This is a genomic window from Undibacterium sp. 5I2 (assembly GCF_035019605.1).
Taxonomy (GTDB): Bacteria; Pseudomonadota; Gammaproteobacteria; order Burkholderiales; family Burkholderiaceae_D; genus Undibacterium.
This window is the reverse complement of record NZ_JASJVS010000065.1, coordinates 1-20,707: the sequence shown is the minus strand read 5'-3', so window position 1 is coordinate 20,707 and position 20,707 is coordinate 1. Positions and strand designations below refer to the sequence as shown.

17 protein-coding genes are annotated in these 20,707 nt (G+C 54.1%); 4 read left to right on the top strand and 13 right to left on the bottom strand.

Annotated elements, in window-relative coordinates:
• Positions 1–179: 179 nt before the first annotated feature.
• From QN359_RS17050 to QN359_RS17010, 9 genes are all read right to left on the bottom strand, one after another.
• Entirely contained in the window at positions 180–1,253 is a 1,074-nt protein-coding gene (locus QN359_RS17050; protein WP_322251038.1) for a chemotaxis response regulator protein-glutamate methylesterase, read from the bottom strand.
• An 11-nt stretch (positions 1,254–1,264) separates the two neighbouring features.
• Positions 1,265–1,774: a chemotaxis protein CheD gene (locus tag QN359_RS17045; RefSeq protein ID WP_322249985.1), complete on the bottom strand. Its 510-nt coding sequence runs from the start codon at positions 1,772–1,774 to the stop codon at positions 1,265–1,267.
• A complete protein-coding gene (locus QN359_RS17040; RefSeq protein WP_323493380.1) occupies positions 1,775–2,605 on the bottom strand; it encodes a protein-glutamate O-methyltransferase CheR in 831 nt (276 codons plus the stop codon).
• Positions 2,595–3,176 carry a chemotaxis protein CheW gene (locus QN359_RS17035; protein ID WP_322249987.1) on the bottom strand — a complete coding sequence of 194 codons (582 nt, stop codon included), beginning with the start codon at positions 3,174–3,176 and terminating at the stop codon, positions 2,595–2,597. Before QN359_RS17035 ends, QN359_RS17040 begins: the two co-directional genes overlap by 11 nt.
• Before the next feature lie 9 nt (positions 3,177–3,185).
• Positions 3,186–5,846, bottom strand: coding sequence for a methyl-accepting chemotaxis protein (locus QN359_RS17030; RefSeq protein WP_322249988.1), 2,661 nt, complete (start codon positions 5,844–5,846; stop codon positions 3,186–3,188).
• Positions 5,847–5,918: 72 nt separating this feature from the next.
• Positions 5,919–8,093: a chemotaxis protein CheA gene (locus tag QN359_RS17025; RefSeq protein ID WP_322249989.1), complete on the bottom strand. Its 2,175-nt coding sequence runs from the start codon at positions 8,091–8,093 to the stop codon at positions 5,919–5,921.
• Positions 8,094–8,177: 84 nt separating this feature from the next.
• Positions 8,178–8,459, bottom strand: coding sequence for an STAS domain-containing protein (locus QN359_RS17020; protein ID WP_322249990.1), 282 nt, complete (start codon positions 8,457–8,459; stop codon positions 8,178–8,180).
• Positions 8,460–8,470: 11 nt separating this feature from the next.
• Positions 8,471–8,839 (bottom strand): response regulator, encoded by a 369-nt coding sequence (locus QN359_RS17015; RefSeq protein WP_322249991.1) that lies wholly within the window; start codon positions 8,837–8,839, stop codon positions 8,471–8,473.
• A 288-nt stretch (positions 8,840–9,127) separates the two neighbouring features.
• Positions 9,128–9,574, bottom strand: coding sequence for an Hsp20 family protein (locus QN359_RS17010; protein WP_322249992.1), 447 nt, complete (start codon positions 9,572–9,574; stop codon positions 9,128–9,130).
• A 226-nt stretch (positions 9,575–9,800) separates the two neighbouring features.
• On the opposite strand from QN359_RS17010, the gene QN359_RS17005 reads away from it, so the two are divergent.
• On the top strand, positions 9,801–10,352 hold the full coding sequence (locus QN359_RS17005; RefSeq protein WP_322249993.1) for a thymidine kinase: 552 nt from the start codon (positions 9,801–9,803) through the stop codon (positions 10,350–10,352).
• Positions 10,353–10,807: 455 nt separating this feature from the next.
• Here the strand turns inward: QN359_RS17005 and QN359_RS17000 are convergent, their stop codons facing one another.
• Both QN359_RS17000 and QN359_RS16995 read right to left on the bottom strand, forming a co-directional pair.
• A complete protein-coding gene (locus QN359_RS17000) occupies positions 10,808–12,061 on the bottom strand; it encodes a cytochrome-c peroxidase (RefSeq protein WP_322249994.1) in 1,254 nt (417 codons plus the stop codon).
• An 81-nt stretch (positions 12,062–12,142) separates the two neighbouring features.
• Positions 12,143–14,584 (bottom strand): alkaline phosphatase family protein, encoded by a 2,442-nt coding sequence (locus QN359_RS16995; RefSeq protein WP_322249995.1) that lies wholly within the window; start codon positions 14,582–14,584, stop codon positions 12,143–12,145.
• Positions 14,585–14,815: 231 nt separating this feature from the next.
• Here QN359_RS16995 and rlmF point away from each other — a divergent pair, with 231 nt between their 5' ends.
• Together rlmF and QN359_RS16985 are read left to right on the top strand one after the other, a co-directional pair.
• On the top strand, positions 14,816–15,760 hold the full coding sequence (rlmF, locus tag QN359_RS16990) for a 23S rRNA (adenine(1618)-N(6))-methyltransferase RlmF (RefSeq protein WP_322249996.1): 945 nt from the start codon (positions 14,816–14,818) through the stop codon (positions 15,758–15,760).
• A 420-nt stretch (positions 15,761–16,180) separates the two neighbouring features.
• Positions 16,181–17,425, top strand: coding sequence for a nitronate monooxygenase (locus QN359_RS16985; protein WP_322249997.1), 1,245 nt, complete (start codon positions 16,181–16,183; stop codon positions 17,423–17,425).
• Positions 17,426–17,487: 62 nt separating this feature from the next.
• Here QN359_RS16985 and QN359_RS16980 read toward each other — a convergent pair whose 3' ends face one another.
• A complete protein-coding gene (locus QN359_RS16980) occupies positions 17,488–18,633 on the bottom strand; it encodes a cupin domain-containing protein (RefSeq protein ID WP_322249998.1) in 1,146 nt (381 codons plus the stop codon).
• A gap of 171 nt (positions 18,634–18,804) precedes the next feature.
• On the opposite strand from QN359_RS16980, the gene QN359_RS16975 reads away from it, so the two are divergent.
• A complete protein-coding gene (locus tag QN359_RS16975; RefSeq protein ID WP_322249999.1) occupies positions 18,805–20,217 on the top strand; it encodes a 3'-5' exonuclease family protein in 1,413 nt (470 codons plus the stop codon).
• Between the two features lie 158 nt (positions 20,218–20,375).
• Here QN359_RS16975 and QN359_RS16970 read toward each other — a convergent pair whose 3' ends face one another.
• A complete protein-coding gene (locus tag QN359_RS16970) occupies positions 20,376–20,591 on the bottom strand; it encodes a DUF2442 domain-containing protein (RefSeq protein ID WP_322250000.1) in 216 nt (71 codons plus the stop codon).
• Between the last annotated feature and the right edge of the window lie 116 nt (positions 20,592–20,707).

The following is a 20,707-nucleotide window of genomic DNA, read 5'->3' as shown; positions in this document are numbered from 1 at the left end:
GCGCAGGAATGACGTGGCCACCAGTTAGGGTAATGATACCGACTCAATACCCTTTTGCGACAGCCTCTGAAGGCCGGTGAGCGACGAAGGAGCGACCCGATGGGAGCGGATGCAAACCCCTTCCAGAGTCTTTTCCATCGTCGCTTGCGACGATCCATTTAGTTGTTACCTCGCTGACCTCAGCGGTGCTGCCGACCATAGGCTTCGATGTCGGCAGCAATCTCACCGAGCGGCACGATGCGGTCGACCGCACCAAGCTTGACCGCTTCTTTCGGCATGCCATACACCACGCAAGTCTTTTCATCTTGCGCCAAGGTGCCGGCACCAGCCTTGTGTAAGTCGAGCATGCCAAGCGCACCGTCATCGCCCATACCGGTCATGATGATGCCGAAGGCATTGGCACCGGCACATTTGGCGACCGAGCGAAACAATACATCAACCGAAGGGCGATGCCGGTTAACCGGTGGCCCATCCATGATCGCTACATGGTACTGAGCACCGCTGCGTTTGACTTGCATATGTCGGCCACCCGGCGCAATCAGGGCACGCCCGGCAATCACGCGGTCGCCGTTACTGGCTTCGAGTACTTCGATGGCACAGACCTTGTTAAGTCGTTCAGCAAACGCTGCCGTGAATTTCTCCGGCATATGCTGCACGATCACGATACCCGGTGCGGTACGGTTCAATTGTTTGAGAACCAATTCCAGCGCCTGGGTGCCACCGGTCGAGGTACCGATGGCGACGATTTTATCGGTGGTTTCCGACATCGCCGCGCCAGCACGAATATCGAGTTCCGGCATGGCCTGTGACAAGCTCAGCTTGGCTGGTACCTGCAGCGCGCTCATCGACATCGCTTTCACGCGGCGCATATCTGCCTGCGCGGCCGCTTTTACGGCCTGTACGATGTCGCCGGCATCTTGCTCCAAAAATCCTTTCAGACCGGCCTTCGGTTTGGTAACAATCCCGACCGCGCCGGCGGCCAGCGCCTGCATCGAGGTAGTGGCACCTTTTTCGGTCAAGGTGGAGCAAATGATGACCGGGGTCGGCCGCACGGACATCAGCTTTTTTAAAAAAGTAATGCCATCCATACGCGGCATTTCGACATCCAGCACCACCACATCGGGCCAGCGCAGATTCATTTTATCCATCGCAAAGATCGGGTCGGAAGCCGAACCGATGACCTCAATTTCCGGGTCCAGAGCGAGTACGGCCGCCAGTACCTGCCGCACCACGGCCGAATCATCCACCAACATCACTTTGATCGTCACGGTGTGCTCACTTTCTCAACATGCTTGACCCAAACATCGCCGGACCACAAGTCAAACATCACATTCCGGTGCCCTACCCCGCCTAAATGCTGCGATTTCAACTGCAGCCCGTGCTGCGCGAGTAAACTGCTGCCGAGCTCGATATTGCGATCCGAGATAGGAAACAAGCCGCTGTTTTGTTGTGGGAATTGGTTGCCACCACCAAACATTTTAATTTCAAAGTCGCGCGGATGGGTGTGTGATTTTTTTATTTCTTTTAAAAACATTTGCACCGCATCTTCGGCATAGCGGCCATCGAGAGGGTGGTGTTGCTGGCGTTGCGCAGTTTTCGGCAGCATATAATGACACATGCCGCCGATGCGTAAGATCGGATGCCAAATTGTGATCGCCACACAAGAGCCGAGAATGGTGCGTATGCGCGTGTCACTGTCACCGAAATAAAAATCTCCGGGCTGCAAAAAAATATCGATATAAAACGGCGGTGCCGGCATACGAGAGTCGGCCATTCAGCTTGGCCGCTGATAAATCGATGGCTGTATCAAGCTCAGCGCATTGCTGATGCCATTGAGTGATTCTGAATGACTGATGATGAAGTAGCCGCCGGGACGCAGTTTTTCTACGATACGCTGCAACAAGCGCTGTTTCGTTTCGATATCGAAGTAAATCATTACATTACGCAAAAAAATGATGTCGAACTCGCCGATGTCGGGCAAGTTGCCCACCAAGTTCAGTTCGCGAAACGTGACTTTGGCCGTCACCAGCGGGTCGACCAAAAAAAAATCTTCGTATTCATCGCGCCCTTTGAGGCAGTATTTTTTCAACATCGACGGCGGAATTTTTTCTGCTGCCAGCATAGGGTAAAGCGCGCGCCGGGCTTTATCAAGCATGCGCGTGGAGATATCAGAACCGAGCACTTCCCAGTTATCACCGGGAAAAAAAGCCGCCAGCGTCATGGCGATAGTATAGGCTTCTTCGCCGCTGGAGCTGGCAGCGCTCCAAACCCGCATCCGTTGCCGCGGATGTTGCGGGAAAATTACTTTTTGCAAAAACTCGAAATGCTTATGCTCACGAAAAAAATAGGTTTCGTTGGTGGTCAGCAGATCGATCGCCATCACGGTTTCGTCTTCATAACCGGGACGGCCGAGCAGTGAAAAATATTCGCGGTACGAGGACAAACCCTGCTTACGCAGGCGTTTATCCAGCCGCCCCATCACCAGCGCCTGCTTGCCCTCGTTGAGCGAAATACCGGTACGTTCATATAAAAAACGCGCAATCCAAACAAACTCATCGGGCGTGAGTGTGCGGACTACCGGCACGGCGTGGGCATTACTCGCCATGCTCCAACTCCGTTGCGGCATGCGCGTCGCCACCGATGAGCGAACTGCCGAACGCCGACATCTCCTCCAGCGACAAGACCTGTGCCAAGTTGAGAACGATGATGAAGCGCCCGCCGCGGCGCGCCATGCCGCTGATGAAATCAGGACGTATGCGCGCCCCGAATGCCGGTGGTGGTTCAATATCGGCAGCGGCGATGTCGACCACTTCATTGACCGCATCGACCATCACCCCCAAACTTTGTACCTCGTCGCCGTCGGCCTGCAGCATCTCTATGATAACAATACTGGTGCGGCGCGCCACTGCAGTGACGCCGCGACCAAAGCGTGCCGTCAAATCGACCACCGGCACCACTTTGCCACGCAGATTGATCACGCCGCGTATGAAATTGGGCATCATCGGTACTTCGGTCAGGTCGCCATACTGGATGATTTCTTTAATATTGAGAATACCGAGCGCATACACTTCGCCGGCCAATATAAACGTCAGATACTGCGCGCTCTCGGCCACGCCGGCAATGGCCGTGCGCGCCGCGATTGCACTACTCTGTTTGGATTCGCTCAGGCTGCCCATAGCGGTCTCCTAAAAGCGCTCGAATTTAGCTTCATCGAAGGCCGCGCCGGCACCAGCTCGACTGCGTTTGCCGCTGCCCGGACGTTGATTCCGGCTTTCCGCAATCCGTGGCGTGACATTGGCGATACGGAAGAAGCCGACCAATTCCTTCAACTGCTCGGCTTGACTGGTCATTTCTTCCGCCGTGGCGGCTAACTCTTCGCTCGATGAGGCATTTTGTTGCGTGATCTGATTCATCTGGTTCATCGCAGTATTGATCTGCCCAACCCCGGCCGACTGCTCTTGCGAGGCAGCGGCGATTTCCTGCACCAGATCAGAAGTGCGACCAATACCTGGCACAATTTCATCGATCAACTCGCCGGCACGTTCCGCCGTTTTCACGCTGCCGCTGGCCAAGTCGCCGATTTCGCGCGCCGCCACCTGACTGCGTTCGGCCAGCTTACGTACCTCGGCGGCGACCACAGCAAAGCCCTTGCCATGTTCACCGGCACGCGCCGCCTCGATCGCGGCATTGAGCGCCAACATATTGGTTTGGTAAGCGATATCATCGATAATGCCGATTTTCGAGGCAATATCATTCATCGCCGAGACGGTATGTTTGACCGCCACACCACCTTCAACCGCTTCTTTGGCCGCCTTGCCGGCGATGCCGTCGGTAACCTTGGCATTTTCGGCATTCTGATTGATGCCGGCTGCCATTTGCTCGATACTGGCGCTGGTTTCTTCCACGCTGGCAGCCTGCTCACTGGCCGCCTGCGACAAGGCCTGTGACGTAGCGCTGACTTGTTCCGAGGCGTTCGATAAGGCGTCGGTCGCATTGATCACATCGGTGACAATTTGCGAGAGCTTATCGACCGTTTCATTACTGGCGGCTTTCAGCGCACCGAAGGTACCGGCATATTCCTTGACAATGGTTTGCGTCAGATCGCCTTTGGAAATCGCACCCAATACCCGCAGAACTTCATTGAGACCTTCGTCACTGGTCGCCATCAAGCGATTGATGTCTTGACTGAGCTTACCAAAAAAGCCGGTGCGCCCTTGCTCGTTGAGACGAATCGTAAAGTTACCGGCCACCGCTTGTTCCACCACATCGCTGACCTCATGTTCTATCGCCACTTCCTCGGTACGATCGACCCACTCGACCACGCTGCCCAAGCGCTCACCCTGCTCGGTCAATACCGGATTGGCCGAGAGCGAGAAAGTGCGCACACCGACCGTAATTTGGGCGCGGTGATTGCTGACAAAGGTACCCAATAAGTGCTTTTGATGTGCCGGGTTTTTATGGAATTGGTCGATGTTACCGCCCAACAGTTTCGCCACACTGAAACCAGGCAAGGCTTTACGGATATCCGACTCAGCCGCCGACAGCATGTCCACGATGGATTTATTCATGTAAATGATATTGCGGTCGACATCGGCGATCATCACATTGGTAGCACAATTATCGAGTGCAATTTTGATACGCAGGCTTTCTCTGGCGACGCTGGCCGTTTCTTCCATGCGCATTTTTAAATTCCCGACCATCGATTGCAAATTCGCCGCGATACTGGTGAGATCATTATCGCGCAGCTTCAGCGAGCTGGAAAAATCACCCGATGAGACTTTGGCGGCAAATTCCACCACCTCGCTCGGTTCCTGCCCGACTTGGCTGATCACCATATGAATCATGGTCCAGGCCAGCGCAACGACGATCAACAACAGCAGCAAACAGGCTGAAATCATTTTCAAACGTTCGGCTTTGAGTGCATGTAAGCGCTCATCGCTGTGCTTGATCATTTCTCGCAACAACAGTTGTTCAAGCTCGTGAGTACTGTCGATAGCGGCCGAAATGCGACTCGAATAATTGGCCACTTCGTAGTCATATTTGCTGGCATTGAGAATTTTTTCCGCAATCAATTGCTCGGCTTCTTTGGTGCGGGCGTTTTGCTCCGCCATTTTTGCCGTAAACAGATCGCGATACGCCGCATTGGTAGCGATGAGCTTGTTGATCACGCGGTCGCTGCGATCGATATCGTTGCGGATCACGGCATTGAGGGCGGCCAGTTCACCACGATCGCGATCATTCAAAGTTTTACTATTGAGGACGTTGACACCGGCAGCGCGGGCACGGCGAATTTCTTCGGTAATATGCAGCACACTATCGGTTGCCAGCGTGGCGAGGTAATAGATGCCCGAGTCTGGACTCAATAACAAACCGGAATTGTCAGCAGTTTTATCCACCAAATCGAATATTTGCGTGATCAAAGCCAGATGCTTACTGCGGCTGTCTTCGAGACTCAAGCGGTCGCGCTCATTGTACAAAGTTTGCCAACTCTGCCGGAATTGCGCGCCGACTTCCTCGAGCTTGAGATCGGGTGAGAGTTTGAAAGCCGCCAGCATGGCCTCGGTATTGCTGGTAATTTCCTGCGCCGTGCTATCGCGCTGAGTTTTGGCGTCGGCATTACCACCGAGCACCAAGGTATTCAAGGCAGAATGGCGCTGCAACAGTTGTAAGGCTTTTACCGTCATGGGCAAGACATCCGCACCGGTTTTTTCGATCACCGCTGTCTGTACATCGGCATTGATGGTATTGAGATAGAGTGTGAAAGGCAGACCGAACAAGGCCAGCACAAACAGACCTACCAGGGAAAATTTTTGCCACATCCGTAATGATTCCAAGAGCGATTTCATCGGTGCTTCCTTTCTGCGGGGAACAACATTGGTCGGGTCAGCACTGGCTGCGCGAGAAACAAACAGGGGTATTCATTTTGTATACGCCAGCGTCGGAGCCGGCGACAACGGGTGCTGCTGTTGTTCTTGTTTGGCGTAATACTGTGTCAAGGCTGGCACACTGAGTATCAAGGCGACTTCACCGCTGCCGAGAATAGTCGAGCCGCCGATGCCGCGTACATGGTTGAATAATTTACCCAGCGGTTTGATGACGGTTTGAAACTCCCCCATCAAGCGATCGACCACCAAGCCGGTCTTGTTGCCGCCATAGCCGACCACCACCACATTCTGTCGACGCGGCAGCGCCCCTTCGATCTCGAACAAACTGCGCAGGCGAATAAAGGGCAGCACTTCACCGCGCAAATCCATGTAGTCGAGCGCCTCACTTTGCTTAGGCATTTCCAGACATTCAATCACATTATCGAGCGGCACGACGAAGGAAGAATCAGCCACCCCGACCAAGAATCCATCGATGATCGCCAAGGTCAGCGGCAAGCGTATGCACATGGTGCTGCCTATCCCGCTCTGGCTATCGATATCGATACTACCGCGCAGAGCCGTGACGTTACGCTTAACCACGTCCATGCCGACGCCGCGCCCAGACAGGTTGGAAACCTGATCGGCAGTAGAAAAGCCCGGTTCGAAAATCAAGGCATAAATTTCTTTGTCACTCAATTGCGCGTGCGCTGCAACCAAGCCGCGTTCGACCGCTTTGGCCAGAATTTTGTCACGGTCGAGGCCGCCGCCATCATCACTGACTTCGATGATAATGGTACCCGATTCGTGATAGGCGTTCAGACTCAAGGTGCCCTGTACCGGCTTGCCGCGTGCTTGCCGCAGCGCCGCCGATTCGATGCCATGATCCATGGAATTGCGCACCAAGTGCATCAAGGGATCACCGATTTTTTCCACCACCGATTTGTCGACTTCGGTGTCGCCGCCGGAAATTTCGAGCACAATATCTTTGCCCAATTCCAGGCTGACATCGCGCACCACGCGTTGAAAGCGGCTGAAGGTGGTACCGATAGGAACCATGCGTAGTTGCAGCGCGCTGTCACGTACTTCTTCAACCAGGCGCATGACTTCCATGGTTGATTCCAGCAAGCCGGCATCACGCGTTTTGCTGGCGCGTAAGTGTGAGCCGGCCCCGGCGATCACCAACTCACCGACCAGGTCGATGAGCTTATCAAGACGTTCGGCATCGACGCGAATATTTTGGCGTTCACGGGTTTTGGCTTCTTTAACTTGCTGTTGCTTATTCAAGGCCGCTTGCAATACCGGCCCCTGCAACATGTCTTGCTCGACCAAAATTTCGCCAATTGGCCCGCTCTGCTGCGCCTGCATCTGCAAACCGGCCGCCAACTCATTCTTGGTCAACACGCCGCTGGAAATGAGAATTTCGCCGATCAATTCCAATTCGTCGGGCAGCGCATTGATGATGGCAATGTATTCATCGATCTTACTGCGCGGTGGAAGGATGCGAATCACACTGTCTTCACGCACAAACTCAAACACGTTTTCTATGGTTTCCTTAGTCGCCTCACTCTTGAGGATGACCTCAAACCCGAGATAACAGGTTTCGGCATCCATGGATTCGATGTCCGGCAAGCGCTCGGCAATGGTCAGCAGTTGCACCACCTCGCCGAGCGTACTCAGATAGCGGATGAAAGACAAGGGATCCATGCCATTGCGCAAGCAATCGGCACCGAAGCGCAGTGACAGATACCAATTACCGCCATCGAGCTGACTACCGCCCGAGGAACTGGTGGTGGTTTCTGTCGGCGTGGCGCACAGTTCAGCGCGCGGGGCCATGAAAGTGCGTAATTGTTCGTGTAAGGCGGCACCAGCCAAGGCCGACTCGGCGCTCTCGCCAGTGGCACCGTCCGCCAGGCCTTCAATGAGCTCAGCCAAATGATCACGACATGGCAGCAGCACGGCGATCAAGGCCGGCGTCACCGGCACGGCAGCGTCGCGCACGAGATCGAGCACGCTTTCGAGCAGATGTGTGAAGTGTACAATGTGCTCAAGACCAAACAGCCCGGATGAGCCTTTGATTGTGTGTGCCGCCCGAAAGATGGCATTGATCGCTTCCGGTGCCGCACCATCTTGCTCCAAACCGAGCAAGAGTTCTTCCATATCCTGCAGTAATTCGCGGCTTTCCAGCACGAACGTTTCCAGCGCTGCCTTCATTTCACTATCGAAACTCATTCTATCCTCCGCAAGGCGTGGCTATCAAATGCTGTGATGAGAAACAATGCGAGCATGGCGCGACTCGCGGTGCGGGTATGCTGCTTAGGTCAGCACGATCTGGTCACCGAAAGCGGCGATCGTGTGAGATAGTTCTAAGATCTCGAGTACGGCTTTACTATGCATGACGTAGCGCAGCGACTTGCCGCGTCGTGCTGCTTCTTTCTTGAGCAACATCAGCACTTGCAAACCGGCGGTATCCATTTCCGACACCTTGGCAAGATTGAGTTCGAGCTCGTCGCCGCTCTCAAGAAACGCCTGCAGCCTTTGTTTTTCCGCTGCGGCCGTATAAATCGTCAGTTCACCGTCTATCGACAAGCTGAGCATGCTGGACCTCGTTAAGGCAGGATCAGTTTGGAAACGGCGGCGAGCATTTGCGCCGGCTGAAACGGCTTAACCACCCAAGCTTTGGCACCGGCCGCCTGACCTTGCAATTTTTTACCTTCCTGTGACTCAGTCGTGAGCATGATCACAGGCGTAAATTTGTAAGCGGCCAGCTTTTTCACCTCCTGTACGAAAGTGATGCCATCCATATTGGGCATATTGACATCGGAAATGATCAGATGAATCTTTTGTCCGCTCAACTTGGCCAGCGCATCAACGCCATCGCAGGCCTCGATCACGCCATAGCCAGCACCACGCAAAGCCAAACCCACCACTTGACGGACCGAAGCAGAATCATCAACAACCATGACAATCTTGGACATACCACACCTTTTTTTGACGAATTATGTGAGTGACGCGGGATAAACAACACGGCGTCGGCACAGCAGAATGATTCTCTACTGACAATATGAAGTGTAGATCTATAGTAACAATATTGCGCTAAAGATAGCAAATACTTATGGAAATATTTTCTTTTTGTTGGAAAAACGACATTTTTTTCTGAATGAGAATCAAGCGCAAAAAAAAACATGGGGTTTCCCCCATGTTTTTTTGCTTGCTCTGACGCGGCGCAGCCGCTTGCTCAGAATCCGCTGCCGCTCAGCTTACGCTCAGGCAGCTACCGCCAATTGCAGGCTATCGTCATCGATGGCGATGCGCCGCGGCTTGCAAGCCTCCGGTACTTCACGCACCAACTCGATAGTGAGCAAACCGTTTTCCAAGCGTGCGCCGAGTACCTTGACATGATCGGCCAAACGGAAGCGGTGTTCAAAATCACGCGCAGCGATGCCGCGGTGTAAAAAATTTCTTGTACTGTCCTCTTTGGCTTTGCGACCGATGATTTTCAGGGTGTCGCGCTCGCTTTCGATATCGAGTTCGTTGCGTGCGAAACCGGCAACAGCCATGCTGATGCTGTATTTATCTTCGGCGATGAGCTCGATGTTATACGGCGGATAGCTCGGTGTGGCGTCGCTGCGTTGCGCATCGTCGAACAACTGGGCCAGACGGTCAAAACCTATCGCTGAGCGATACAGGGGAGCAAAGTCAAAATTACGCATGATGATATCCTTTAAAAAATAAGCGATATGAAGTTTTCGCGGACCCCGGATGGGCCTTCCGCTGATCCAAAGATTGGGCAGGGTGAAAAGATTTCAAGGGGCCTGCCAACTGAATCGACATCCAATTAGCTCTTGTTACCGATGCCACAAAGCACATAAGTCCGCGCTCAGCAGAGAAATTTTTGCTACCATACGCATCCTTCACACCACTTATCAGGACCTGCCTGTGGCCAAGCTCTACTTCCGCTACTCCGCCATGAATGCCGGAAAGTCCACCGCCTTGTTGCAGGTCGCGCACAATTACGAAGAACAAGGCCAGCAGGTTTGCCTCTACACGGCCGCCATCGATCATCGCTATGGCAGTGGTAAGGTCACTTCACGCTTGGGGCCGCAGCGTGATGCCGCGGTGTTCGACAGTAGTTACGATTTTTTTCTCAGCGCGCCGCAAGTCAGTTGCGTACTCGTCGATGAGGCGCAGTTTCTTTCGCCCCAACAAGTAGGCCAATTGCACCGACTCGCGCATCTGCGCGGCGTACCGGTGATTTGCTACGGTTTGCGCAGTGACTTTTTAGGTGAACCGTTTCCCGGCTCCAGTTATTTGCTGGCCTTGGCCGATACCATGGAAGAATTAAAAAATATTTGTTCCTGCGGAAAAAAAGCCACCATGAATATCCGCGTCAACGCCGCCGGGCAGCGCCAGCATAGCGGTGCCCAGATCGACATCGGCGGTAACGAAAGCTATTTGCATGTATGCGGGCGCTGTTTCTATGCCAACTGAGCGCGTCATAGCACTTTCAAAAACTCACTCAAATCCGTCACTTCCTGCGGCGTGAAACCGATGGCAAAACGTTTATCTTGACATCCTCCCCGCCCTAAAGAGGCTGTCGCAAAAGGGTTTTCAGTCGGTATCATTACCCCAACTGGTGGCCACGTCATTCCTGCGCGCTTTTGGCAGGAACCCAGCGGCGTTCGTGGTTAACTGAAAATGCCAGAAATTGTGGCATTTTCAGTGTAAAAAACGACGCTGGGTTCCCGCCAAAAGCATGCGGGAATGACGCGGTATGCGGTGTTTCAGGTGTAAAAAACGTGCATCAGGCTTTTGCGACAGCCTCTGAACGACGGGGTTTTACGCGCAAATCCGATAAAAATAATGTTAACTTGTTACATTTAATCCACAATTACCATATAGCATGGCTAATTGGCCGAACCAGCACGACGAATTCGTATGCGCTTTCATTCGTCGTTAAGAGTTTTCAAAAAAGCGATCAAATCCTGCATCTCGGCCTCGCTCATATGGCTGGCAGATGAAGCTTTGAACGGTTCATCGACATGATTGACATTACCGCGTAAGCGCGCCGGCAAATCATCATAGCGCAGCACTTTTCCGGCGCGCTTGGCATACCATTTTTCCGGGTGTCGGTCGCGCTCGGCATAAAAATGCACGACTTCATCGAGGCTATGAAATACCCCATTATGAAAAAACACCTGACGCGTAGCGACATTGCGCAGCGTCGGGGTTTTAAACATGCCACAGTATTCCGACTCGGCCTTGAGATCGTGGCGATACGGGCCGCACAAGCCGAGATCAAAATATGCCGGATTTTTATTCGCCGGTATCGCCGCATTGCGCGGCACGCCGAGCGCGGCAAAGGCAAAATCAGTAAATTGCGCCGGCCGCCCACCAGCCCCAACGCGGTCGCTGTGGCACTTGGCACAATTGCCTTTCGCGGCATCGTGAAACACGATAAAGCCACGCGCTTCGGAATCGCTCAATGTCTGTTTGCCTGCCACGACAGCATCGAATTTACTGCGATAGGGATGAAAGCTGAAATCCTCAGTCTGAAACGCTTCCAAGGCCAAACCGGCCTGCGCCAAAGCTTGCTGCGGCTGTTCCAATGTGGCGGCACCGTAGAGCTGGATGAAGGCACTCGCTGAACTGCTGTGGCGCAGACTTTGCACAAAGCCGGCCGCATCGAGATTGGCCATTTCATGCGCTGCCAACAAAGGCACCGCCGCCTGCGCGGCGCGGCTGTCGAGCGCACCGTCGTGCGTAAAACCGCCGGTCGGCCCTTCATCTTCTACACCTTCGGCCGAGGGTTGATAGAAGTGCCGCGTAAATTTTGGCGTGTAATCGAGATAGCGCAAGGATGGCACGGTACGCGTTCCGCTTTGCTGCATATCGCGGCCACCCAACTGCATGGCCAACTGATTTGGCGCCGCATAGGCATGCTCCGGACTATGACAACTGGCACAAGACATTTTCCCCGATGCCGACAGGCCTACATCGAAAAACAATTGCTTGCCCAATGTAGCGGCGGCACTCAAGGGAATGTTCGGTTCGGGATAGCGCAGCCACGCCGCCGGACTGGCTTTGACGGCGACCGGCGCAGCCGATGCAGTTGGCGCAGCCGGCACCACCGGATCGGCTTTGGAACAAGCTGTCAGCAATACCACGAGCAGCAAAGAGAAGGACGATGACAGACGCATAAAAACCGGAAAAATGAGGAATGTAAAAACAAAAAAAAACGGCGCCGCCAAAGCAGCCCCGTTTTCACTCGTACTACGTAATCAGAAATTGAACATACTGGTCAAATCGCCAAGCGCCGACTGATTCACCGGACGATACAAATCTGCCGCCGTATTGATAGGGTTAGGACGATTGTCGCGGCTGCGTGCCGACAAAGGCGGCAACTTCCAGTTACGCTCAATGAATTTCAAGACCGACGAGTGATCATGATAGGTATGATCGATGAAGTTCGTGCGTGCATACGGTGACACCACCAAGAAGGGAATGCGCGGGCCATCGCCAAAGAAATCGATGTTTTGGATCGGACCAGTGTCAAAATGGCCGCCACCTTCATCCGTCATGACGATGATGGCAGTATGTGCCCACAAGCTCGGATTGGCCTGAACCTGGCCAATCAGATTTTGCAAGAAATACTCATACTTGGCCGCCACCGAATACCCAGGATGACCACTGTCGAGATTTTTCGGTACCACAAAAGAGACCGCCGGCAAGGTGCCGTTCTTTACATCGGCAAAAAAGCTGGTCAAACCAACCAAGCCGGCTTTGAGCGCCGGTGTCGTCATGACTTTGCTCGATGCCACCAAGGGATCACCAATCGCATTGTATTGAATCGCTTGTGCATACGCAGCCGGCACATGGAATGCGGCGGCGTCGGTGGCGACGTCGGCCAATTCGCGCGCGCCGGTATACCATTTCCACGACACGCCTTTATTGGCCAAGGCTTCGGCAATGGTCGGCACGGTTTGCGGTGGGTAGTTGTAATTATTTGGGCCGATAGGCTGCAAATTACCGTTCATATCGTAGCCGGGGCCGTAGTTATTGACCAGGTAATATTTACCGGCATCGCAGTTACTCGCCACTTTTTTGCTGGCCAAGACCGCTAAAATCGGTGCCACACCCGGCTGGGTAGAGTCGGAACAATTGACGTAAGAACCGCCGCTGTAACCGTCGCGCGTATAGAAGTTGGCCGTGCCAGCCAAAGGATTCGGATTTTCAATTTGGTTCGCCGGCGGCACCGCAGGCACGCCGGCCGTATTGAAGTAAGGGACGTCAGCCGTGGCAATGGCAAAGAAATTGGCACCGGTACCACCGAGTATCGATTGGTGATAGTTATCACTCATCGCATAGGTTTGCGCCAGTGTTTTGAAATACGGTGCATCACCGGTACTCATGTTGAAAAACCCCATCAATTCACCACCCTGGGAAGGGTTGGCCGGGGTGATGCCGGTGGTATCGCCGCCCTGGCCGACCGAAGCGGCGATCCAAGTGTACATATCGAGCTTGGCATTGTCGCCGCCGGTTTGCTGCCACATTTGGAAGAAACGATGCACCGGATCACCCGTGGTGGTACCGATGGGATTGGCGATCGACACGCTGTAGGGTACATATTTAGTGATCTGAAACGGACCCGGTGCTAAGGTAGCCGGAAATGCCGGATCAGGCGTACCGCCCAGAGTTTGCAAGCTCGCGGTCACTTCACCGATCTGCATAGGTTGAGGTAAAGTGGCGTAAGCAGCCCCACGCACCGGCGTGACATTGTAAGCAGCTTGATTGCCACCCTGATTTTGCAAGGCCAATTTAAAATTCGGACCAGGCGTGCCGTCGGCATTGATGATGCCCTGCGATAACAGATTTTTAATCGTCTGACCGCTCGGTGCAGCGTAGGCACCGAATACGCCGTCGAAGGTTTGATTTTCACCGACGATGACGATGATATTGGTAATCGGCGTGGTCGTCGCGCTCTTGCTCAATGCGAGCAAGGAAGTGACGGCCGTGGCCGGTACCGCGCTGGCGACCGCGCCGCTGACCGGCACACTGACGAGCGCGCGATTGGCATCGGTACCGATGCTGACTTGGCCGTTGTGCAGATTAAAGCGCGCCAAATTGAACAGATTATCGAGCGGATCGGCCGCACCGGCCTGATAACTGGTACTGGCAATCGGGTCGGCAGTTTCGCTGGCAGGAATCGCCATTGCAGTATAAACATTCTGAAACAGCGTGGCGATATCTTGTTGAGCCGCTGCGAGTTTCGCTGCCGTCAAGCCGGCCACCACACTGGCCGTGCTGGTCGCAACGGTCGGCACGGCACCGAGCACGCGTTGCGAGATCAAGGAAGTGAGGGGATTGAGATTGGCTTGCACCACATAGGCTTGGCCCGGCACCGCTGCGGCCGGCACCAGTACCGATGACAACAATACCGGCGTGCCATCGCTATCATTGATCGGCGTGGTCAGCAGGAAAGGACCAGGACCGCTGAGCTTGAGCGTGTAATGACCACTCGCATCGGTCAAGCTCGAGCTGGTAACGGCGCCGCTGACATCGGTGGCACTGATAGTAACGCCGGCCAAGGCGATGCCGGTCGAAGCGACACCGCTCACACTGTAAGTCGGCGCGGCGGCGGCGCTGAAAAATGAAGGGCTGCTGCCGCAAGCACTGGCCAACACAGTCATCGCGCAAGCGATGGCGATCGTATGAAGTTTCATGACTTTCCTGTTTCAATTGTTTGAAAATGGGAGGGCCGTGAACTGACAGCCGATCCAGACCGACTAGAGTGTGGCAAGGGTTTGTGACGCAATGATGAAAAGAAGGCAAGAGAAAATTAATTAGGGTGAGCCCTCTAATGTTCGCCGCAGCCCTGCCCGTTACCATCCCGGCTTACAATACGGGAGGGCGCGTCGCTGTTGACGCGCGCCGACTCCTTAAGATTGAGAATCATGTCAGAAAACCAGCTGCACCCGCGCAATCGCCATCAAGCTCACTATGATTTCGTCCGCCTCATGCAAGACGATGCGCGCCTGACTGAATTTGTGATCCGCAATCCGCACGGCCAACACAGCATAGACTTTGCCGATGCCGCCGCCGTCAAGGCACTCAACCGTGCCCTGTTATTGAGCGACTATGGCATTCAAGATTGGGAGCTGCCAGCGCAGCATTTGTGCCCAGCCATTCCCGGACGCGCTGATTACTTGCACTATCTGGCCGATCTGCTCAGCAGTTGCCACCTCGGTCGCTTGCCGAAAGCGGCCGGCATTCGCGTGCTCGATATCGGCACCGGTGCCAGCGGCGTCTATCCCTTACTCGGTGCGACCAGCTATGGCTGGCAATTTGTCGCCAGCGATATCAACCAAACCTCACTCGATAATGTGCAGCACATCTTACAGGCCAACCCCAAGCTGGCGGCACAAATAGAATTGCGGCGGCAAACCACACCAACGGCGATTCTGCAGCAGATCATCGGGGCCGATGACTGGTTCGATCTGACCATGTGCAATCCGCCATTTCATGCCTCAGCAGCGGAAGCGGCCGCCGGCTCGGCGCGCAAATGGCAGCAACTAGGGAAAAACAACGCGCTGCCAGCGGCTGGCCCACGGCTCAACTTCGGCGGGCAGGATGCCGAACTCTGGTGTCCGGGCGGCGAAGTCGGCTTCATTCAAACCATGATGAACGAGAGCGCGACCTTACGCGGCCAGTGCTTCTGGTTCACTACCCTGGTGTCGAAGGCAAGCAACCTGGCGGTCCTGAAAGCGACGCTCAAACGCCTCAAGGTGACGGAACAACGCGAAATCAGCATGCAACAGGGGCAAAAACAAAGTCGCTTCTTGGCTTGGACTTTTTTGACACCGGAACAACAAAAAGCCTGGAAAAAATGGCGCTGGTAATGTTTTCGTGATGTCTTTTCCTGCCGCGCAGGGTATCGTGCAGGAGCGCTAGCGCTGCGGCAGTTTGACGATGATCAAGCGTAGGTAAGAAAAATTCAGAGGCAAAAAAATCGTTGAAGGCGAGCACCAAGGCGGCAGTGCTGGTAAAATCAGAATAAAAATTAGGTGAAACACTCTAAATATGACTATTTACCGTGCTTCGTCGCTCTGTTGCCGGCTACTTCACAATTAATAATATTTTGGCACTGTTTTACCGAGAAATATTCTCACCGCCCAACACTGCCAAGTTTACCAAAAACGCCTGCTAAATTATTCACAGCACACTCCTAGGCTGGCTTACAATCTGGGGCGCCGCCATTCTGAATGACGGCTTCACTCAGTCTGGGTGTGAACTTAAAGCTCAATGTGTCAAGGACAGCAATGAAACGAGTAGATGATTTTCGCCTGAAATTAGGCAAAGATGAATTGGTACCTATCATGATAGGCGGGATGGGCGTCGACATTTCCACCGCCGAACTGGCGCTGGTGGCAGCGCGTCTCGGTGGCATCGGCCATATTTCCGATGCGATGGTGCACGATGTCTCCGATCGTCGCTTCGACACCAGCTACATCAAAGAAAAAACCAAATTCTACAAATACAATATCAACAACACTGACAAGACCGAGATCAAGTTCAATCTCGAGCACTTGGCAGAAGCGACGCGCCTGCATGTTGGCAAAACCATGGAAGCCAAACAAGGCAGCGGCATGATTTTTGTCAACTGCATGGAAAAGTTGACGATGAATGGTCCACGCGAAACCCTCAAGGTGCGCTTGGAATCGTCGCTCGATGCCGGCATTGACGGCATCACCTTGAGCGCCGGTTTGCATCTCGGTTCCTTCGGCCTCATGGCCGAGCATGCGCGCTTTCGTGACGCCAAACTCGGCATCATCGTCTCCTCGGTACGCGCACTGCAATTATTTCTGCGCAAAAACGCCAAGCTCAACCGCTTCCCCGATTACATCGTGGTCGAAGGTCCGCTGGCCGGCGGCCATCTCGGTTTCGGTCCCGATTGGGCCGAGTATGATTTGCAAACCATCGTCACCGAAGTCGTCACCTATCTGCAGGCGGAAAACCTGGCTATCCCGGTGATTGCGGCCGGTGGCATTTTCACTGGCAGCGATGCCGTCGCCTTCCTCGAAAACGGCGCTGCCGGCGTACAGGTGGCGACGCGTTTCACGGTCACGGACGAATGCGGTTTGCCAGCCTCGGTGAAACAAGAATATTTCAAGGCCAGCGAAGACGACATCATCGTCAACAACATCTCGCCAACCGGCTACCCGATGCGCATGTTGAAAAGCACTCCGGCCATTGGCGACGGCGTGCGTCCTGGCTGCGAATCGTATGGTTATCTGCTCGATGGTAACGGCAACTGCGCCTACATCACTTCCTACAACCGCGAAGTAGCGGCCCATCCGGAAGCGAAAAAAGTCGTGGTCATGGATAAGACTTGCCTGTGCACCCACATGCGCAATTTTAATTGCTGGACTTGCGGTCAACTGACCTATCGTCTCAAGGACACCAGCCACAAGAATGCCGATGGCAGCTATCAATTACTGAGCGCCGAACATGTATTCCGCGATTACCAGTTCAGCACCGATCATCAGATCGCCCTGCCGGTCTGATTGAACCGCCTGAAAAACAGAAAGCGCGCCACGGCGCGCTTTCTGTTTCCCCGCGATGCACCTTACTCGTCGAAATACCAATAACCCTGATTCACCCAAGCCAACAAGGCCGCAGCAAAATCGGCATCTTCGAGCGCGGCGCTGAGTACGGCGCTATCGGGGCGTTTCTGGTCACACAAAACGCGCACCACTGACGCTGACGCGGCACCGAAAGTCCTACGCTGGCCATCAACATGACAAACCCCGTCGCGCCAGCCCTCGTCAACATAGAAACACCGCAACCCACCGGTACGCACCAAACCGAACTGCTGCAACTGCTGTGCCAATTGCGCTGATTCCAAGGGCTCTTCGAGTTCTTGCAAATCGAGTTCATTACGCGTTTTTGACAAGAAACCAGCAATAAAATCAGCGACCAAAGCGTCATCATCAAGCACGGCCTGCATTTGCGCACGCAGCGCCGCCACATCAGCCCGACTGATCTGCGCCGGATAAGTCTGCAACGGCCGTCCCGGATCACTGATGAGCGCCTCACCGAGCTCTTCATCGATCAGGTAATCGGCCAAACCGCTGAGCATATCACGCGCCGATTTGCTGCGAAAACCGACCGAAAAACTCATGGAATTTTCCAAGCTCACGCCTTCGTGCGGGAAGCCCGGCGGAATATACAGAATATCGCCACTGCTGACCTCGACATCGATGAGGGCATCAAACGCTTCGGTATGCCACAAAGCCGGATGGGCGGCGAACTGGCGGTGCGGACCGCGTGCACCAACGCGCCAACGGCGGCGGCCCGAGCCCTGACAAATGAAGACATCATACAGATCGATGTGCGGCCCCACGCCACCACCTGGGGTGGCGTAACTGATCATCACATCATCGAGCCGCCATGTCGGAAGGAAGGAAAATGCGTCAACCAGGCGTGCCACTTCGGGCGACCAATGATCAACCGCCTGCACCACCAGTGTCCAATCTTTATGGCCAAGCTTGCCGTAATTATCGAACGGCCCGGTTTCGGCTTGCCATTGCTGATCTTTTTTATAAATCAAACGCGAGCTGATTTGCTCCTCGCAGGCCAAACCGGCCAATTCATCGGGCCGCAACAAATCGTGAAAATACGGAAAACCCTGACGCAGCAAAACCGGTTTTTGCTGCCAGTAATCGGCAAGAAATTCTTCGAGCGTGAGATCGCTCAATTGTAATGTCAACATGGCATGCTCATGAAAGTAAGAGTAACAGTCAGCATGCTTGTAACATGGACCACGCCGGGCCGCGCTCGACTAGATCAAACAAGCTGCAGACAGCGCTCAAACAAGGATCGTCGCGACGGATAAGCTGACCGCACGTTACAATACCTCACCTTTTCAGCTTGAGTGCTTATTTTGACCTTACTCGCCAGTCCGCTCGCCTTTCTTGATCTCGAAACCACCGGCACCATCGCCACTCGCGATCGCATTCTCGAAATCGCCATCGTCAGTTTCGACGGCGAACAGGTGCAGCGCTGGAGTCAGTTGCTCAATCCGGAATGCAGTATTCCCGCCTTCGTCGAACAATTGACCGGCATTACTGCCGATATGGTGGTGGCCGAGCCTCAGTTCGCCACACTGGCAGCAGAGATCTTGCAGCGGCTGCAAGGCCATGTCTTGGTCGCGCACAATGCGCGCTTCGATTACAGTTTTTTGAAAAATGAATTCAAACGCGTCGGTCTGCCGTTTCGCGCCACCGTGCTATGCAGTTTGAAATTATCGCGCTTATTGTTTCCGCAATTCCCCAAACATAATCTCGACAGCCTGATGGAACGCCACCAGTTAGAGGTAGACGGCCAACGCCATCGCGCCCTCACCGATGCCGAAGCGGTGTACCAATTCTGGCGGCGGCTGGAAGAAACCATGCCGGCTGAGGAATTACAGGCAATTGTCAAGCAACTGACCTCGCGCAGCAGTTTGCCGTCACAATTGGATCCACATTTAATCGATGAATTACCGAAAGGGCACGGCGTCTACTTGTTTTTCGGTGAAAACCAGCTGCCACTCTACATAGGCAAAAGTAATACCGTCCGTCAGCGCGTGTTGTCGCATTTCTCCTCCGACCATGCGCTGGCCAAAGAACTCAATATTTCGCAGCAAATTCGTGACATCGAATGGCTGGAATGTGAAGGTGAAATCGATGCCTTGATCACCGAGGCACGCCTGATCAAAGAACGCCAGCCTACCCTCAACCGTCAGTTGCGGCGCAATTCGGAATTTTGTTCCTGGCGTTTGGTCGATACCGGCAGCGGCTTATTGCAGCCGCAATTGGCGTATGCGCGCGACCTCGATCTCGGTCGCCAGGAACAGTTATACGGACTGTTCAAAAGCGGCGCGAGCGCGCGCGAATTTCTCATGCAAGCAGTGCGACAATTTCAATTGTGTGCGGCCACCCTGGGTTTGGAATCGGGCGGCGCTGGCAAACCCTGCTTCGCCTATCAACTCAAACAATGCAAGGGCGCTTGCTGCGGCAAAGAATCGCCGCTACAGCATAATTTACGCCTGATCGATGCGCTCAATGAGATGAAACTCAAGGCTTGGCCCTTCGCCGGCCCGGCCCTGCTTAAAGAAGGCAAGATCTATCATGTGATCGAAGCTTGGTGTTATCTCGGCCGCGCCGGCAACAGTGCCGAACTGTCCGAACTGCTCAGCAACGGCAAGCCGCGCCTCGATCGCGATACCTATCGAATTTTAGTCAAATACCTGGATCGTATGGTGCCGCTGGAGAAGCATGGAATCGATCACTTTTTTGCCGCAACAATTTCGTGACGCGTCAATTCGGACCGCCTTAAGCCACAAGCTAAGCCGCAATCTTGGTCAGGCCACTAGGGCGACGCAAGTGCGCCTCAGTGGCGGCGGGCAAACCACTTGGATTAAATCTGCGCTTCCCTGGCGTATTGAAAAAAAATAGACGAAATATGGACCGCTCAGGCGATTTTGCCGCCGATTACTCCCAAGTCCGACAGACTACTAGCATCGCCGCGACCAGCCAGAAGACCCGCCACCGCAATGTCTTCGTCCAGCTCGTCCCAATGAATACCATTAATCGATAGCTCATAATGTTGCAGCTGCTCCGGTTTGGCATGCAGCAATCTGGGAAACCACACTAAGGGAATGCCTAGTGTGCGGCCATCCGTTGACATCCTCCCCGCCCTAAAGAGGCTGTCGCAAAAGCCTGATGGACGTTTTTTACACCTGAAACACCGCATACCGCGTCATTCCCGCATGCTTTTGGCGGGAACCCAGCGTCGTTTTTTAC

Excerpts from the sequence above, each read along its gene's own strand:
- rlmF (WP_322249996.1), top strand. The coding sequence starts at position 14,816 with ATGTCAGAAAACCAGCTGCACCCGCGCAATCGCCATCAAGCTCACTAT.
- QN359_RS17000 (WP_322249994.1), bottom strand. The coding sequence starts at position 12,061 with ATGCGTCTGTCATCGTCCTTCTCTTTGCTGCTCGTGGTATTGCTGACA.
- QN359_RS17030 (WP_322249988.1), bottom strand. The coding sequence starts at position 5,846 with ATGAAATCGCTCTTGGAATCATTACGGATGTGGCAAAAATTTTCCCTG.
- QN359_RS17050 (WP_322251038.1), bottom strand. The coding sequence starts at position 1,253 with ATGTTGGTGGATGATTCGGCCGTGGTGCGGCAGGTACTGGCGGCCGTA.
- QN359_RS17035 (WP_322249987.1), bottom strand. The coding sequence starts at position 3,176 with ATGGGCAGCCTGAGCGAATCCAAACAGAGTAGTGCAATCGCGGCGCGC.
- QN359_RS17015 (WP_322249991.1), bottom strand. The coding sequence starts at position 8,839 with ATGTCCAAGATTGTCATGGTTGTTGATGATTCTGCTTCGGTCCGTCAA.
- QN359_RS16970 (WP_322250000.1), bottom strand. The coding sequence starts at position 20,591 with ATGTCAACGGATGGCCGCACACTAGGCATTCCCTTAGTGTGGTTTCCC.
- QN359_RS17040 (WP_323493380.1), bottom strand. The coding sequence starts at position 2,605 with ATGGCGAGTAATGCCCACGCCGTGCCGGTAGTCCGCACACTCACGCCC.
- QN359_RS16995 (WP_322249995.1), bottom strand. The coding sequence starts at position 14,584 with ATGAAACTTCATACGATCGCCATCGCTTGCGCGATGACTGTGTTGGCC.
- QN359_RS16985 (WP_322249997.1), top strand. The coding sequence starts at position 16,181 with ATGAAACGAGTAGATGATTTTCGCCTGAAATTAGGCAAAGATGAATTG.
- QN359_RS17025 (WP_322249989.1), bottom strand. The coding sequence starts at position 8,093 with ATGAGTTTCGATAGTGAAATGAAGGCAGCGCTGGAAACGTTCGTGCTG.
- QN359_RS17010 (WP_322249992.1), bottom strand. The coding sequence starts at position 9,574 with ATGCGTAATTTTGACTTTGCTCCCCTGTATCGCTCAGCGATAGGTTTT.
- QN359_RS16980 (WP_322249998.1), bottom strand. The coding sequence starts at position 18,633 with ATGTTGACATTACAATTGAGCGATCTCACGCTCGAAGAATTTCTTGCC.
- QN359_RS17045 (WP_322249985.1), bottom strand. The coding sequence starts at position 1,774 with ATGGCCGACTCTCGTATGCCGGCACCGCCGTTTTATATCGATATTTTT.
- QN359_RS17020 (WP_322249990.1), bottom strand. The coding sequence starts at position 8,459 with ATGCTCAGCTTGTCGATAGACGGTGAACTGACGATTTATACGGCCGCA.